Annotated in this window: 13 protein-coding genes; 8 read left to right on the top strand and 5 right to left on the bottom strand. The window is 57.7% G+C overall.

Going from position 1 to position 15,062, the window contains the following annotated elements; translation table 11 throughout:
* Nucleotides 1-91: 91 nt before the first annotated feature.
* The 4 genes from L1P05_RS09475 to rbsK all read right to left on the bottom strand — a co-directional run bounded on the left by L1P05_RS09475 (nt 92) and on the right by rbsK (nt 5,451).
* Complete coding sequence (locus L1P05_RS09475; protein WP_012848812.1) at nt 92-1,600, bottom strand: SNIPE associated domain-containing protein; 1,509 nt, start codon at nt 1,598-1,600, stop codon at nt 92-94.
* A gap of 561 nt (nt 1,601-2,161) precedes the next feature.
* Nucleotides 2,162-3,175 (bottom strand): aldose 1-epimerase family protein, encoded by a 1,014-nt coding sequence (locus L1P05_RS09480; protein WP_012848813.1) that lies wholly within the window; start codon nt 3,173-3,175, stop codon nt 2,162-2,164.
* A complete protein-coding gene (gene fucP, locus L1P05_RS09485; RefSeq protein ID WP_012848814.1) occupies nt 3,172-4,503 on the bottom strand; it encodes an L-fucose:H+ symporter permease in 1,332 nt (443 codons plus the stop codon). The genes L1P05_RS09480 and fucP overlap by 4 nt, the downstream gene beginning before the upstream one ends.
* Nucleotides 4,504-4,530: 27 nt before the next feature.
* Nucleotides 4,531-5,451: a ribokinase gene (gene rbsK, locus L1P05_RS09490; protein ID WP_012848815.1), complete on the bottom strand. Its 921-nt coding sequence runs from the start codon at nt 5,449-5,451 to the stop codon at nt 4,531-4,533.
* Between the two features lie 346 nt (nt 5,452-5,797).
* Between rbsK and L1P05_RS09495 the strand changes: the two genes are divergently transcribed.
* Nucleotides 5,798-6,601 (top strand): DeoR family transcriptional regulator, encoded by an 804-nt coding sequence (locus L1P05_RS09495; protein ID WP_012848816.1) that lies wholly within the window; start codon nt 5,798-5,800, stop codon nt 6,599-6,601.
* 219 nt (nt 6,602-6,820) lie between these two features.
* Nucleotides 6,821-7,270: an SgcJ/EcaC family oxidoreductase gene (locus tag L1P05_RS09500; RefSeq protein WP_012848817.1), complete on the top strand. Its 450-nt coding sequence runs from the start codon at nt 6,821-6,823 to the stop codon at nt 7,268-7,270.
* Between the two features lie 296 nt (nt 7,271-7,566).
* Here the strand turns inward: L1P05_RS09500 and L1P05_RS17520 are convergent, their stop codons facing one another.
* Nucleotides 7,567-7,701 carry a hypothetical protein gene (locus L1P05_RS17520; RefSeq protein WP_012848818.1) on the bottom strand — a complete coding sequence of 45 codons (135 nt, stop codon included), beginning with the start codon at nt 7,699-7,701 and terminating at the stop codon, nt 7,567-7,569.
* Between the two features lie 366 nt (nt 7,702-8,067).
* Here L1P05_RS17520 and L1P05_RS09505 point away from each other — a divergent pair, with 366 nt between their 5' ends.
* From L1P05_RS09505 to L1P05_RS09530, 6 genes are all read left to right on the top strand, one after another.
* Nucleotides 8,068-8,571, top strand: coding sequence for a LeuD/DmdB family oxidoreductase small subunit (locus L1P05_RS09505; RefSeq protein ID WP_012848819.1), 504 nt, complete (start codon nt 8,068-8,070; stop codon nt 8,569-8,571).
* Nucleotides 8,561-9,736 carry a 2-methylaconitate cis-trans isomerase PrpF family protein gene (locus L1P05_RS09510; protein WP_012848820.1) on the top strand — a complete coding sequence of 392 codons (1,176 nt, stop codon included), beginning with the start codon at nt 8,561-8,563 and terminating at the stop codon, nt 9,734-9,736. Before L1P05_RS09505 ends, L1P05_RS09510 begins: the two co-directional genes overlap by 11 nt.
* A gap of 88 nt (nt 9,737-9,824) precedes the next feature.
* Complete coding sequence (locus L1P05_RS09515; RefSeq protein WP_012848821.1) at nt 9,825-11,771, top strand: sigma 54-interacting transcriptional regulator; 1,947 nt, start codon at nt 9,825-9,827, stop codon at nt 11,769-11,771.
* Nucleotides 11,772-11,948: 177 nt separating this feature from the next.
* Entirely contained in the window at nt 11,949-13,256 is a 1,308-nt protein-coding gene (locus L1P05_RS09520) for an SLC13 family permease (RefSeq protein WP_012848822.1), read from the top strand.
* Nucleotides 13,257-13,762: 506 nt separating this feature from the next.
* The gene (locus tag L1P05_RS09525; RefSeq protein ID WP_231295882.1) at nt 13,763-14,515 is read left to right on the top strand and encodes an ATP-grasp fold amidoligase family protein; all 753 of its coding nucleotides are present in this window, start codon (nt 13,763-13,765) and stop codon (nt 14,513-14,515) included.
* Nucleotides 14,516-14,641: 126 nt separating this feature from the next.
* The gene (locus L1P05_RS09530; RefSeq protein WP_012848824.1) at nt 14,642-15,046 is read left to right on the top strand and encodes a PPC domain-containing protein; all 405 of its coding nucleotides are present in this window, start codon (nt 14,642-14,644) and stop codon (nt 15,044-15,046) included.
* Nucleotides 15,047-15,062 lie beyond the last annotated feature (16 nt).

Raw genomic sequence — 15,062 nt, forward strand, 5'->3', positions numbered from 1 at the left:
AAAACGGCGCCCCGCATTGGAGGGGCGCTGTAGATGGCCTGCAGGACTCGCTAACGCGAATAAGATAAATCAATATAGGCCATCATTTCATCTAAATAGCTTCAGCAAAGCGGGGAGCTTTAGAAAATGAATGATCGATCACCGGTAAGTCAGCAGATATTTTCTTCCTTATCGCTAGCGTTTCATAATAATGCTGAGCGGCAACCGTCTCCACAAAATCAACATCCTCCCCGGCAATGTCATGGACGGCAGATTTAATTTCTTGCAAACTCACACTAAAAAACTCTTTTCTTCGATTAATCAAATTAGTCCGTTTACTATCGAAAAATTGATGGAGCGAACTCTCAAGCGCAGGGGCATCCTCACTATGAATCATTGCATGTACATCAAACAGAAATGGAACCGAAGCACTACCGAGTTCATTAACCCGATCCAGCGGGTCTAAGCGGCGAGTCATGCCAATTTTGAACACATCCTCCCCAAAAGAACCAATGTTAGAGATAATATAGACATGACCGCGTTTAGTCTGCTGTGCCATACTCAACGCTTTCTGCCCTTTACGCTCAGCATCCGTCAGTGCAGCCTGCAGCGCATCGATTTTTTCCTGATATGCTTCGGCTTGCTCGGCGGTCATTTTTGCAATTTTCGTTTCCATTTCCTTACGCGCTTTATCAAGCGCCTTCTGCGCTCTCATTTCCTCAGCCTCCGCCTCCTTGATAGCCCTGTCAATCTCTTGCTGAACTTTACGATCTTCAGCCATTTGCGCCCTTATCTCTCGCTGCTCTTCTTTCTCTGCCTGCTTCTTCATTTTATAGTGATGAACGAGATCAAGCTCCTGCGTCTTCAACTCAAGATAGTCCCTACTAATATGAATATCATTAACCTCATTTAATGAGTTTATTTTATTAAATGCAGCGTGAATACGATCATACATGATCGACCAATTTTTAAATGTACAATTGGCAATTGCCGCATCACATTCTCCGTTGAAGGCTCGGGCGGTAAGGTTTATCGCTCTCGTCGTCATTTTTTTACCCTCTGCTCTTGAGTTATGAACAGACCAATCGGTAGCGCACCAAATCGCACCGTCACGATTTTTTATACGTAATAGTTCTTTTTGTTTATCCCGGTTTTTTTTGATGGCAAGCTTAAACTCTTCGGATGTATCGAAGTCAAAATGAGGCTGATACATTCCCATTTCAGAAAACTCAACATCCTCACGATAAATAGAGATAGCTTTTTCAAGCTCATTATAAATAGCTTTCTTTTCAGCATAAGACAGGCGAAGCTTGGCAATATCAGTTTGCATGCTTTCAACTTTTACCTCGGCATTAGTTAACAATGCCGAGGCCTCGCGCTCTAACGTTAGCGCTATATTTTTAGCCTGCTCTATAGTGTCATCTGCCTGAGCTGTCGCCGTCGCCAGCAATTGCTTAGCCTCTGCCTCAGCGTCAATAATCGCGGAGTATTTCTCCAACTGTCTCGACTTACTGAGCTCTGACATCTGCACTTTTTTTAATTTTTTTAAAGAAATAGCAAAAGCCACTGCAAAAGCAAACATTATAAAAATAAAAATGACTGAGAGATACATTATGCTCACAATGAAACCATCCTTATCATTAAAAAAAAGGTCCTACCAATCTGTTAAGTAACAACGTCCACTAATGAATCATAGCAACAGCAGCAATATAGCAGAATGTGACATGTAAATCCCTTTGCACATTAAACGTAGAAGCTGGATAACGCTTTGCCTGCATAGTATATGGATAGTATTAATAATTTTATTTATAATCGACAAGTTAAATAAGAAAATAACCTCGTGAGCGACATAGTTGCCAAGAGGTATTATATAACTTCAATATACAGTTAAAAAGAGACTTGATACCTCTCGAAGCGTACAAAGCGAAGGCGGGTGATATTTACATACTATCAGAAACGGCATGACCACAGAGGATTATAGATGTTAAGCAGCTGAATATCCTTATACTTAATATTCGCTAAGGAGAGAGGATAAGCATATTACGTTTGCAATATTAATTTAAAGATAAGTCATCAAATCGACTATACCTTCTAAATCCCGCGCGGCGCGCGGTAAAACGGTAAAAACGGCGCCCCGCATTGGAGGGGCGCCGCGGTGAGCGTAGCTACTCGGCGGGCGGGATCAGGCGATCCCCGTGGTCAGCCAGAAACTGCGGCTCTGCTGCGGTGCCAGCTGCAGCAGCGTGCCGCTGCGCTGCGCCGCCAGATGGCCCTCTGGACGGCAGGTCGCCGGCAGCGCAAAGGCGGCCACCTGCTGATCGCCGTTGTACAGGATCCAGCGCGTCACGTAGTTAAAGTCGCCGCTGGAGAAGCGGGTCACAAAGGTCGTCCCGTCCGGCGCCTGCATCCGAAACTCCTGCCGCTCGCCATAGCGATCCAGCCGATCGGCGAAGAAGACGATCTCCGGATCGTAGCACTGCGGCGCATCCAGACGCGTCAGCGTCGCCTCCCCCTGACGCAGGCGTTCGGTGAAGCGCTGCCACTGCGGCGTCGGCACCACGTGGGCCGGTACCGACTCGCGCAGGATCAGCGCCGCGTCCGGGATCGTCTGGCTAAACAGCGCATCGGGAACATAGGCGTAGTTCATGTGGCACATGTACTGCAGCGGCATGGGTACCGACGCCAGGTTGGTCACCCGCATCCCGATATCGAACAGCGCGCTCTCCCCGCGCAGCACCACCGTCGGCTGAGCCCGGTAGTGATGACCGAAGCCCATCACATACTCATAGCTTCCCGTGATACTCAGGCTGTCTCCGTCCAGCTCCAGCCAAGCCTCATCCATCGGCGCACAGGGCATCTCACCGTGCAGCGGGTGGCTGTCCTCCGGCGATGGACAGCCGTTGGCCAGCAGGCCGGAGTGAAAGGCGAAACAGCCGTAGGTCTCGACCACCTGCGTCGCCGCCTTCGGCTGGCGGAACATGTTGCGCATGGTCAGATCGCGCCCATCGAAGCAGGCCTCCCAGATCATCTGCCCCATCCAGGGCAGGATCACCAGATGCCCGCGGCGGTTCTCGATCCGCAGCCCCTCTACGCCGCTGTCGTAGCGCTGCGCCGTTACGCGAAAATCATCATTGCTCAACAACGTGCGCGGCTGCGCGTCAAACAGCGACCGCCATAGCATGATTTTGCTCTTCATGATGCCTCCCCCTGCACCGCGTCGCGCGCCGGTGATCCCTGCGCCTCGCGGCTCTCACGCCAAAAATAGAGGCCGACGTAGATAAAGCAGAGCATCGAGACCAGGAAGGAGAGCTGCAGCGAATGGAACATGTCGGCCACATACCCCTGTACCGCCGGCACCACCGCCGCCCCGACAATCGCCATCACGATGACGGCGCCGGCCATCTCGGTATGTTCGTTGTCTACGGTATCCAGCGTACCGGCATAGATGGTCGCCCAGCAGGGGCCAAACAGGATGCTGACGGTAACCGCGACATACACCGCGCTGAAGCTCGGCGCCAGCGAGACATAGGCCAACAGCAGCGCGCCGATCAGCGAATAGAGCACCAGCACCCGCTGCGGGTTAAAGCGGGTCATCAGGATATTGGCAATAAACTTCCCGATGAAGAAGCAGCCGAAGCTGTAGACCATAAAGGTCGAGGCATCACGCTCGTTGATATCACCCAGCTCCAGCGCCAGACGAATGGTAAACGACCAGACGGCGACCTGCATACCGACGTACAGGAACTGCGCGACGATACCGCGGCGGAAGCGGGCGTTAGCCGCCAGATAACGCAGCGTCTCCCCTGCCGAAGGGCGTGGCCGACCGGCCGTCTGCGCCACCTTACAGGTGGGGAAGCGGGTCAGTAAGAACAGCGCCATCACCACCAGCAGCACCATGATCATGTACTTATACGGCTCCAGGGTATTCTCCAGCATGGCCAGCTTAAAGGCATGGATCTGCTCGGCATTCATGCCAGCCATCTGTTTCTCTAGGCTATCGCCCTCGGAAAACACCAGGTATTTCCCCAGCAGGATCCCCGCCGCCGCGCCGATCGGGTAAAAGGTCTGGCTGATATTCAGACGCAGCGTAGCCTGCGCCTTTGGCCCCAGCATCGAACTGTAGGTGTTCGCCGCGGTCTCCAGAAAGCTCAGCCCGATGGCGATGGCGAATATCGCCGCCAAGAACATCGTATAGGTGGCCATATGCGAGGCGGGGAAAAACAGCGAGCAGCCGGCGATATACAGCGCCAGACCCATCATAATGGCTATCTTATAGCTGCTTTTCTTAATCACCAGAGAGGCGGGGATGGCAATCAGAAAATATCCGCCATAAAAGGCGCTTTGAACTAATGCCGAGGCAAAGTTACTCAATTCGAATACGCTTTTAAATTGCGTGATCAGAATATCGTTCAATGCCGCTGCGCATCCCCAGAGTGGAAATAGACAGGATAATAAAATAAATTGAAACAGAGGTGTTCGATTCAGATAGCCATCTGGCATCTGAATGATGCTTTTATTATTCATAATGAATGCTACCTTGCTATGGTTTTATTATGCGTTCAATGCCAAAAACTCATTGAACTGTTCGATACTGGGATAGGACGATTGCGTTCCTTTCCCCGTTACGCTGAATGCGGCGAACAGTGATGCCTTCTTCATCGCCGCCTCCACATCGCCGTCCTGCACATAGTAGTGGGCAAAGCAGCCAATAAAGGCATCGCCGGCGCCGCTGGTGTCCACCGCACACACCTTGAATGCAGGCACGTGCACCTCCTGATCGCGCGTCATCCACAGCGCGCCCTTCTCTCCCATGGTGACAATGATATTATTCAGTCCCTTCTCGATCAGCGTTCTGGCCGCCGTCCGCGTATGCTCATAGGAGTCAACCGGCAGCCCGGTCAAGATCTCCAGCTCGGTTTCATTGGGGACAAAGAAATCACATTTACAGGCATAGGTCATATCCAGCTCACGCAGCGCCGGCGCCGGATTCAGCAGCACCTTAATCCCATGCTTTTTGCCAAACTCAATCGCGTGATAGACGGTTTCCAGCTGAACCTCCAGCTGTAATACGATCAGCTGGCATTTCTTTAAATCCTCCGCCGCCCGATCAATATCCTCCGGAGAGAGAAACTTATTGGCGCCCTTGATAATCAGAATGCTGTTACTGGAGTTGGCGTTAACAAAAATCGGCGCGACGCCGCTGCTGGTGCAGGGGACCTTTTCCACGTAGGTGGTATTGATCCCCCAGGACTCCAGGTTACGGATCGTATTGTCCGCAAAAATATCATCGCCGACCTTAGTCAACATCATCACGTTTGAATTGAGCTTTGCCGCCGCCACCGCCTGATTGGCGCCCTTGCCGCCGCAGCCAATTTTAAATGCCGGTGCCTCCAGCGTCTCGCCCTCCTTGGGCATCTGATTGGTATAGGTAATGAGATCAACCATATTAGAACCGATAACTGCAATATCCATGCCCTTACTCCTTAGTAACGCCAATGCAACAATGATATTGAAGTAACATTATCATGTTGCTAAAGCATCATTTGTGATTATGATCGCGATTAATCACGATGAGTCGAAGAGAATGTATACAGTGAGAGCCAGGTCAGAAAAGCGCAGCGCGGCGTGTCATGCCATCGGTCGCAGGCCGCATCGCCATATAAAAACAATAAATAACAATGTGATAAATTGACATTGCGCCGAACTAGGCTTTATTTTTTCCCTATCCGGCTGTATAGTAAGCACATATTTTATATGTTCCCAGACGCGCAAAATGTTATAGAAGAAACATTTTCATCGCCGGGAGCGGAGAAAACCCATGGAAACCAAGCAAAAAGAACGCATCCGTCGTCTGCAGGCCCTGCTGCAAAAATCCGACCGCATCCATTTAAAGGATGCCGCACGCATGCTGGAAGTTTCTGTTATGACCATCCGCCGCGATCTGAGCCCGGATAACCACCCGCAGGGGCTCCCCCTCACCCTGCTCGGCGGCTATATTGTGGCGGTCAACGCGCCGCATCCGCCGACGACCCACCCCAGGCAAAACAGCCCGCGGCATCATCAGGACGATCTGCCGATCGCGATCCTGGCCGCCGGGCTGATCGCCGACGGCGACGTGGTCTTCTTTGACAACGGGCCGGAAATGCCGCTGGTGGTCAGCCTGATCCCGGAGGATATCCGCTTCACCGGGATCTGCTGCTCACACGCCGTCTTTCTGGCCCTGCGCGACAAGCCCCAGGCCGCCGCCATCCTCTGCGGCGGCAGCTATCGACCCCAAAACGACACCTTTTACGACAACGCCAACCCCTCCATGCTCGACACGCTGAACCCGCGCAAGGTCTTTATCTCCGCCGCCGGCGTAGACGAACGCCATGGCGTCACCTGGCACGAACTGGACGATGCGGCGACCAAGCGCCGGGCCATCGCCCACGGCATCCGCAGGATCCTGCTGGCCCGCAGCGGGCTGTTCGATGAGGTCGCGCCGGTCAATATCGCCCCGCTCTCCGCCTTTGACGTGCTGATCAGCGACTGCGCCCTTCCCGGGGAGTACCCCTCATACTGCCGGGCCGCCGGGATCCAGGTCATTACCCCGGACTCCGACGCAGAGTCTCTGCTCCAGTAGCTCAGGGGCGACGTCAGGCGCTGCGCGCCCTGGCGCCGTCTCCGCCGCCCGTGCGCCAAGCGCACGCACCCCATCCCGCCCGCCGGGCTTCGCCCCCTCCCGCCGCCCCGGCCTGGCGACAATCCGACTATTGCTACAATAGACGATAGTACAATCGCTATACAGTTTACTTATGTTATTAATAACAAGGATCTCGCCCCCCTGACAAAAGGAAGCCGTATGAAAAAAATCTACCTTATCGCCGCCGTATCGGCCTGGATGGTTAACCCGGCGTTCGCCGCGACAGCGCAGTGCGTCAGCGTGACTCCGCAGCAAATCGCCGCGCTGTTTGACCAGTGGAATGCGGCGCTAAAGACGGGTGACCCGCAGAAGGTGGTCGATACCTACCAGGCCGACGCGGTTTTACTGCCCACCGTATCCAATAAAACGCGCTATACCCAGGAAGAGCGGCTGGATTACTTCAGGTACTTTCTCGCCAAGAAGCCGGTGGGCGTCATCGATAGCCGCACCATAAAAATAGACTGCAATACCGCCACCGATATTGGCACCTATACCTTTACCTTTGCGGACCGGTCGAGCGCCGCCGCCCGCTATACCTTTACCTACGCCTGGAACGGCCAGGCGTGGAAGATAGCCACCCACCATTCATCGCTGATGCCCTCGTCCTAATCCCCCCACGGTAGGATGGCGGCCAACGCGCGGGCGCCATCCCGCCCGCCTCACCGGGCGGCCGGCGTTGATGCGATGCCCCCCGCGCCTCTTCAAAAACGAAACCATAGCAACAAATTTGTTACGCTCTAGGCGGCCCTCGCCGCGGTGAAAAATAAATCATCTTATTTTTCATTTAATTAAAAAAATATCCCGTCAGGAAAAAGCTGGCACGTAATCTGCTATGGCTATGGTGACGCTGCGTTAACGCCATCGCGGGGAGAGCCATTGCAATGCGGGATCAGACTGTTAGGGATTCAGTGGTACGGGACATGGCCCGCGCCGGTCGGGCCCTTCTGCGGCTGCTGCTCGCGGATATGGCCACGCACGTCATCAAAATTGAGACGCAGGAGCACGGCGGTGACCGCCGCCGCTTCGCGTCGTTTATTCACGGAGAAAGCGCCTGACTCGCCAGGGTGCGCGATGAGCCGCGCGAGACAAAGACGCTGACGTTGACCGAAATACGAATGTGTGGCTGGCCCGCGCAGGTTAGCCTGAGCGACGTCTGCCCACGCGACGGGCTGCAGGACTCTCACCGCCGGGATCCCGGCGCCGGAGAGGCGAACGCGCATCGATGGCCTGATGGCCAGCGGCCTGACGCGGATCGAAGCGACCGCGTTTGTGCACCCGGCGGCACTCCCGCAGAGGAAGGTGTATCGACATCGTCGCGCGCTATGCGCTGGCCTCTCCGCACTCCGTGGCCACCGCTGCCCTGACCGGCAGCATCCTTTCACCGCAACGCGTCTGTGAGGTCCCCGATGGATACGCGGCTACACGGTAATGTCTGGACGTTTGGCAACAATATCAACACCGATATCATCTCACCGCCGCAGCATATGGCGCTGAGCATCGCCGAGGCCGCCCCTTACTGCCTGGCCGCCGTCAACCCCTACTTCGCCGAACAGGTGCGCCCCGGGGATATTCTGGTGGCCGGCAATAACCTGGGCTCCGGCTCGTCGCGCGAAACCTCGCCGCTCACCCTCAAGTATCTGGGGATCCAGGCGGTGGTGGCCCGCTCCTTCGCCCGCATTTTCTACCGTAACTGCATCAATCTGGGGATCCCCGCGCTCAGCGCGCCGCGCGCCAGCGAGATCCGCCAGGGCGATGCGCTCTCCATCGATATCGCCCAGGGCATTATCCTCAATATCACCCAGCAAGAGATCTACCCCTGTACCCGCCTGCCGGATCACATCATGGCGATGATCCGCGCCGGCGGCCTCGTGAACTATCTCAGACAAACCGGAGGTCGTGATGCAAACTGAAGTGACCGCACTCCCCGTCGCTATCGTGCGCGGAGGCACCAGCAAGGGCATCTTTATCATGAAGAATGCCCTCCCCACCGATCCCACCCTGCGCGATCGGGTGATCCTCTCCGTCTTCGGCAGCCCGGATCTGCGCCAGATCGATGGGCTGGGCGGCGCCGACCCGCTGACCAGCAAGCTGGCCATCATCGCCCCCGCCAGCCGGCCCGACGCGGACGTGGATTACATCTTCGGCCAGGTCAGCCTTAGCGAGGCCTTCATCGACTACGCTGGCAACTGCGGCAACATCTCGGCAGCGGTCGGCGCCTTCGCGATCCAGAAGGGGATGATCGCCGCCGACGCGCCGTTGACCCGGGTGCGTATCCATATGGTGAACACCGGACGGGTCCTGATCGCCGATGTGCCGGTCGCCGACGGTATGCCGCGGGTTGAGGGCGACTGCCGTATCGACGGCGTACCGGGCAGCGGCGCCCGCATCGAGATCGACTGGGCCGACTGCGGCGGGGAGAGCACCGGGGCGCTGCTGCCCAGCGGAGCGCCCTGCGACACCCTTGAGGCCGGCGGGCGGACGTATCAGGTTTCCATCATCGACGCGGGCAACGTCACGGTGTTTATCGACGCCGAGGCGCTGGGGCTGCGCGGCACGGAGACCCCGGCCGAGATCGGCGGCGATGCGCAGCGGATGGCGCTGATCGAAGAGATCCGCGCCAAAGCGGCGCAGCGGATTGGGCTGATCGATGACTGGCGCGCGGCGGCGCAGCGGATCCCCTATGCGCCCTTTTTCAGCATTGTCAGCCCACCGCGCGCGCATGATACCTTTAACGGAAAGCACATCGCGGCGGAGCAGTGCGACATTGTCTCACGCCTGGTGTTTATGCAGGCGGTGCATAAGGCCCACCCGGTGACGGGCACCGTCGCGCTGGGCGCCGCCGCCCGCATCCCCGGCACCCTGGTATACCAACGGATGGCGCCGGCGGCGCACGCCGGCGATCGCCTGCGCATCGGCCATCCCAGCGGGGTGATCGTGATCGACTGCGCGGTCGAGCGTCTGGGGGAGACATACCGGCTGCATAAGGCGCGGGTGACCCGCACCGCGCGGATCCTGCTGGACGGGCAATTTTACCTGCGCAACAGCCTGTTGGCTCCGACGTCCGACGGGCGATAGCGCCTCACGCCGGAGTGCGCCGCGAGGGGCCGCGCACGCGGCTCCTCTGCGCTCGCGCTCACCTGGCCGCGTTGACCAAGGAGTTTCCATGAGCGCCGAATTTCACTTTGCCTTTATTGCCCCCTACCCCCAGCTGGCGACCCTGGCACGACAGCAGGCGGCGGCGCTGGGCTGCCGCCTGACGGTGATCGACGGTGCCTTTGACGCCGTCGCCCGCCAGATCGCGCGCCTGCCGGACGATATCGCGGCGGTGATCAGCCGCGGCGGCACCGCGGAGAAAATCCGTCTGTATACGCTCAAGCCGGTGGTCTCTATCGAAACCAGCGCCCTCGACCTGCTAACGCTGCTGCTGCCGCTGCGGGGAGCGGTCACCCGGGTCGGCGTGATCAGCTACCGCCAGCCGCTGCCCGGGGTGGCGCCGATTGCCCAGGCGCTGGCGATGACGATCCGGCAGGATGTGTTCCACGGCCTCGACGATATCGACGCGCTGCTGCTCAGCGATGAGATCCGCGCCCTGGATGTCGTCATCGGCGGCATTCTGGTGGTGCGGGCGGCGCAGCGGCTCGGCGTGAGCGCGCGGCTGCTGACCGCCGACGACGACGCCATTTACCGGGCGCTGCATCAGGCGATGCTGCTGGCGCACGCGGAGGATGAGAGCCGCAATAAGGCCGCGCAGCTGGACACCATGCTGGCGACCATCGCCGAGGCGCTGATCGTCACCGACGCGCAGGATCGCATCATTCAGGTTAATCCGGCGGCGCTGGCGATCCTACGCCGCGAGCTGCCGGCGGTGATCGGCCGTGAGGTCCGTACCCTGATCCCGGACTCGCGCACCCGGGATGTGCTGAAGAGCCAGCGGAGCCAGCTGGGCCAGGTGGTGGAGGTCAACGGCGATACCTTTATCGTGAACCGGGTGCCCATCGTCAGCCAGGGGCGCAGCCTCGGGGTGGTCTGTACCCTGTCGGCTTCGCGCCTGATCCGCCACGCCGAGCACCGCCTGCGCCAGCAGGAGGGGCGGCGGCAGGGGTTTGTCGCGCGCTATGACTTTGACGATATCCTCACCGCCGATCCGGCGATGCAGGATATCAAAACCCTGGCGCGTCACTACGCTGCCACGCAGGCCAACGTCTTGATTCAAGGGGAGTCTGGCACGGGCAAGGAGCTGTTTGCCCAGAGCCTGCACCGCAGCAGCGCGCGGCGCAGCCAGCCCTTTGTGGCGATTAACTGCGCGGCGATCCCGGAGAACCTGCTGGAGAGCGAGCTGTTTGGCTATGTGGACGGCGCCTTCACCGGCGCCAATCGCAGGGGCAAGGCCGGGCTGTTCGAGCTGGCGCACGGCGGCACCCTGTTTTTGGATGAGATAGGCGAGCTGCCGCTGAGCATGCAGACCAAGCTGCTGCGCGCCCTGCAGGAAAAGGAGATCATGCGCATCGGCGGTAGCGAGGTGCTGCCGGTCGACGTGCGCATCATCACCGCCACCAACCAGGACCTGCGACGCCGGATCGATGAGCGGCTGTTCCGCGGCGATCTCTACTACCGGCTGAACACGCTGCATATCCTGCTGCCGCCGCTGCGTAGCCGCGACGACGATATCCGCCTGCTGGGGCGCCGCTTTCTGCACACCCTGGGGTGTCGCCTGGACGAGGAGCAGGAGGCGGCGCTGCTGACGGCGCTGTGCCGCCACCCGTTTCACGGCAACGTCCGCGAGCTACGGGCCATCATCGAGCGCTTCGCCATCCTCTACCGGGTGTTCCCCGCCCTGACCCCGACCCAGATCCTGCTGCGCTACTGCCAGCCAGACGAGGCCGACGGCGCGGCGAGCGGCGACGTCTTGACCTGTCGCATCCCGCTGCTGGATGACTTCAAGCTCATGACCGGCCATTGCCAACGCCAGATCGTGCAATATTATCTGGCGCGCAATCAGCAGAATCAGCAGAAGGCGGCGCGCCAATTAAATATCAGCAAAATGAGTATCTACCGTCACATTCACGACCCATCCTCGGAGGCGGATCGGCGCGAGGCGTCCGAACCATAACAAAGTTGTGACGCTTTACGCCGCGCCTGTTACCCCCGCGAAAATAAAGTGTGACGGGGGCAGCAACAGCGCGGCGTATCCCCTGGATATATTTGATTCATATCACAAAAAAATCCCATTTCCAGCTTGGCACACCTCTTGCTTTCCTCTCTGTCATCATTAAAAAGAGGACACACTATGCTGGATATCAATACCCTTATCATCCTGGCCATCGTCGCCTCCATCGCCCTTGGCTATTTCATCAAAATAAATATCGGTATATTCGCCATTATTTTTGCCTTTATCCTGGCCAACATGGCGGGCCTCTCCAGCGGAAAGCAGCTGGCGCTATGGCCGTTAAATCTCTTTTTCATCCTCTTCTCCATCACCTATTTTTATGGCTTTGCCATCGCCAACGGCACGCTCAACCGCGGCGCCCAGCACGCGATATACATGAGCCGCCACTTTCCCTGGCTGATGCCGGTGATCTTCTACCTGTGCGTGGTGGTGTTTTCCGGGATCGGACCGGGGCACTATGCCGCCTTCGCCTTTCTCTCGCCGCTGATCATGCTGATTGCCACCCAGATCCGCATGAGCAAGATGCTGGCGGCGGTGATCGTCTACAGCGGCGCCTGCGCCGGGGGCTTCAACCCCTTTACCCTGGGGGGACGGGTGGTCAACGGGATGCTGGAAAACCTGAACATTCCCGCCCCGCTGGCGCTGCACTATACCTACACCTACGCCATCGGGCTAAGCATGTTTTTGGCCCACACGGCGATCTTTGCCGTCAGCTACCTGCTGCTCAGGGGATACCGGATTCAGGCCGTGGAAAACATGGCGCGGCCGGCGCCGTTTACCGCCGAGCAGAAGCGCACCCTGTGGCTGGTCTGCGGCGTCTTCCTGCTGATCATCCTTCCGGCGCTGCTGTCATCGCTGCTACCGGCGTCGACGGCGCTCAAAGCGGCGTCCCGGGCGCTGAATCCCACCTTTCTCTCTTTCATCGGCATCGTCGCCAGCCTGCTGCTGAAGGTGGCCGATGAGCGCAAGGCGATGGAGAATATTCCCTGGTCGATCATTATCATGATCTGCGGCCTGGGGATGCTGATCAACCTGGCGGTCGATCGCGGCGCCGTTGACCAGATAGCCCATTGGGTTAACGACGTGCAGGGGGAGGACAGCCGCGGCTATGGCGTGGTGTATATCATGGGGGGCCTCTCCTCTGCCATGTCGCTGTTTGCCTCCAGCATGGGGGCGGTGATGCCGACCATGTTCCCCATCGCCGCCAAGATCCATACCGAACATACCGCCCTGCTGTTCTCGGTGATCGCGGCGTTCGCCACCTTTACCGGCTACTCGCCGTTCTCCAGCGGCGGGGCGTTGGTGCTGGCCGGCGTGGGGAACGATGCGGCCGAGAGTCGACGCCTGTTTGTGCAGCTCATCGTGCTACCGATCGCCATTATCATCTGCGCAGCGCTGCTGCTGATGCTGGTGCTCTCCCTGCGCTAGCCCACTCGCCGCGCGCACGGCGCGCGGTCCGCTATCGACGCCGCCGCGGCCGCCGGCGGGCTCACCCACCCCCTGGCGCCGCGCATCGTGACATTCCCCCATACGCACTATCCGCAGCCCCCGGCCAAATACGCTGTGGCCGGGGGTGTACCGCGATGGCTAATAACCCCAGTTATAATTCAAAATAAAAATTATTATTAACATCTATCCCGTTTACCTGGCATTGATTCTTGGCGGCAAAAATTAGGTATTATTTATCCTGACAGATAAATCACACAATTACGCGCGCGCAGTAAAAATAACACCATTCGGCATTAGCTTTATTTAAGGGGAAGTCCGCCATGCAGGCTAAATGGCTATTAAAAAGGGTGGAGTATCGGCTAAAGATACTACGCACCCTGCTGCTCAGCGATAAACGATTCAAAGCCAGACGTTTCAAATATGACTTCGGCCGTGAGATTCAACTTTCGCCGCCGCAGACGTTCAATGAAAAGATCATATTCCGCATGTTGTTTGATAGAAACCAACGCTTTACCGAACTAGCGGACAAGGTCAACGCCCGGAAATTTATCGCCCAGCAGATCGGTGAGAAATATGTGGTACCCACGCTGGGGATCTATCCTTCTTTCGATCAGATCGACCTTGACGCGCTACCGCAGCAATTCGTTATCAAGTGCTCCCACGATAGCGCCAGCGCCATCATCTGTACCGATAAGGATAAATTTGATATCGCCAGCGCGCGCGAAAAAATAAGCTTTTACTTATCTCGAAATATGTATGTCACCACACGCGAAAGACACTATAAAAATATCGTTCCGAGAATCATCTGTGAAAAATACCTGGATGTATTCGCCCACGCGGATCGCGACATTACGCCAGAGCTGTTTCGGGTACATTGCTTTGCGGGGCAGCCTCAATTTATCGAGGTGGATTTTACCGACGCCCGCGGCGAGGAGTCCGTCAATATTTATGATCCGGCGTGGCGGCGCCAGGAGGTGTGCGTAGGCTATATCGAGAGACGCTACCCCAACAACCTTGATACGCGCATCCGCAGGCCCGCCAGGCTCGATGAGATGCTGGCCCTCTCACGCCAGCTCAGCGCCGACGTCGATTACTGCCGGATGGACTGGTTCTTGGTCGGCGACGATATTTACTTCAGCGAGTTCACCTTTACGCCCTGCGCCGGGCGGATGCGCTTCTTTCCGGCCAGCGTCGACCTGCGCTTCGGGGAGCTGTGGCAACAGCGGATTCAGCCCTAAGCGCGTCGTGCGGCGCACCGCGCCCAGGGCCATCAACGCCGTGCATTGCAAGAAAAATCCGATTAAGCGCCGCGCCGAGCCTAGGCTAGAATCAGCGCATCAATCGGCACCAGGAGATAAATCAACATGAAATGGTCGGCCATCGCGTCAATCACCCTACTGCTGTCCGCGCTCAGCGCGACCGCCGTCGCCGCCGGCAGGCAGATCGACGTCGTCTTCCCCAAAGGGCATGACAGCGCACGCTACTCCGGCACCATCAAGGGGTACGACTACGACGCCTATTTCTTCCGGGCCAATAAAGATCAGCGCCTGCGCCTCACCCTGCCCAAGGAGACGGTCGCGGCGGTTTTATTCGGCCCAGGGATCGACGATGCGGTCGACTTAGGGAAATACTCTCCGGCGCTGGATAGCCAGGGGCGCTATACCCTGCCCGCCAGCGGAAAGTATGAGCTGCGGATATTGCAAAGCCGCGCGGAGGCCCGGCGCAAAGAGGTGAAGCCGTATCGCTTTACGCTGCAGATAGCGCCCTAACCCCGCCCAACGCCGC

This window comes from Edwardsiella piscicida (genome assembly GCF_021733145.1).
GTDB classification, from domain to species: Bacteria; Pseudomonadota; Gammaproteobacteria; order Enterobacterales; family Enterobacteriaceae; genus Edwardsiella; species Edwardsiella piscicida.